Source organism: Vibrio sp. 1562 (assembly GCF_033340155.1).
GTDB lineage: Bacteria > Pseudomonadota > Gammaproteobacteria > Enterobacterales > Vibrionaceae > Vibrio > Vibrio alginolyticus.
Window position 1 is genome coordinate 1 of the sequence record NZ_JAWOVY010000093.1, and the last position, 1,226, is coordinate 1,226.

At 49.6% G+C, this 1,226-nt stretch carries 2 protein-coding genes and 1 pseudogene; 1 reads left to right on the forward strand and 2 read right to left on the reverse strand.

Annotated features, from left to right (window positions below):
- Window positions 1-318, forward strand: a pseudogene (locus R7Z49_RS23385) (FlhC family transcriptional regulator); the annotation flags it as partial.
- Between the two features lie 59 nt (window positions 319-377).
- On the opposite strand, the gene R7Z49_RS23390 reads toward R7Z49_RS23385, so the two are convergent.
- Complete coding sequence (locus tag R7Z49_RS23390) at window positions 378-797, reverse strand: H-NS family nucleoid-associated regulatory protein (RefSeq protein WP_000651490.1); 420 nt, start codon at window positions 795-797, stop codon at window positions 378-380.
- Between the two features lies 1 nt (window position 798).
- A complete protein-coding gene (locus R7Z49_RS23395) occupies window positions 799-1,092 on the reverse strand; it encodes a hypothetical protein (protein ID WP_000919078.1) in 294 nt (97 codons plus the stop codon).
- Window positions 1,093-1,226: the final 134 nt, after the last annotated feature.

A 1,226-nucleotide genomic window follows, 5' to 3' on the forward strand; every position in this document is an offset into this window, starting at 1 on the left:
CTAATGCAGCTCTACTTCAACATTGGTGGAGAAGCCGTGTTGCGGTCTGTGAACATCAAAGCCTTGAACAAGGCATTTAGAATGTATCACGCAATCCGCAAAGAAGTGCCCGGAATGAAAGGTGCTCGGTGGGCTCCGTTTGATATTACTGATGCCTGGTGTCTTGCTTCGGAGCTGAGAAGTGGGGACGCAATGCTGGAGGTGTGCGACAACTGCAAGTGTACGTACTTCACCTCTGTTAATCAAAGAACCTGCGTTGAATGTCCGTTCTGCAAAGAACAAGGAAGGCATGGTGGTGGGGAGAAAGAGTGTGCTTGAGTAGACTATGACATTTCGGACCAGAAGATGAGCGCCCAAACTTTGCGGCGCTCATTTTTTTACTTCTTCTGTGGGATACGGTAGCGCTCCAGCTCGACAGCTCCCAACCCCTTGAAAGCATCCGGGCGACGTCCTTGCCCACTCCACGAAACTCCGTCTTTTGAATATTTAGCATTATCAGGTTCTGATCTGCTCGTGAACATTTCGTTGAGCAAGCCGATGTCCACACCGCAGGATTCCATGTCGCTCATTATTCGCTCAGCCTGAGCTCGCTTTTCTTTTTCTTCTTCTTCTCGCTTTTTGTACTCTTCCTCCAGTTCATTGAGAACGCCCTTCATTCTGTCAATGATCTCCCGAACTTCATCTAACGGGAGTCCTCGCAACAGGGTGCGAATGCGGCTTTTACGCTTTAACTCTGCGATTATTAACTCTCTACGTTCAGCCGCTGATAGCGTAGAGAACTCCTCGTGGTCTTTCATGTCATACGGAGCCCATCAGTTTTCCTTTAAGTGAATCACGTTGAGAGTTCAGTTTTGCGTCAGTCTGCACTGGCGAATTTTGATGCTGTGCAGGTTGACTCTCTGAACTCTGTTGCTCAAAAGACCCAATGTTGCCAGAAAATCGAAGAGAATAAAGACCCAATAGAGCAAGGGCGCGGAGCCGATCACTACGCGCCTTATGCTGCATCTGGGACAGTTCACGATAGAGCTCCGGAAAGGCTTGCTCCGATATGTTCAGATTAGATATTTTTCCATCCCATTTGCTACCAGCCACAACGACCTCCTATCTATCAGCCGCAGAACCAGAAGCCCCTGGCATTGGATGCCACGGATTCGTTGGGCAGTACGATCCTGCTCTTAGGGAAAAGCTCCTTGGCCGCATCTTGGTAAGCCTCGGCACCGCCGCCA

What these genes read in the sequence shown, in the direction of transcription:
- R7Z49_RS23390 (WP_000651490.1), bottom strand. Translation starts at nt 797, where the DNA reads ATGAAAGACCACGAGGAGTTCTCTACGCTATCAGCGGCTGAACGTAGA.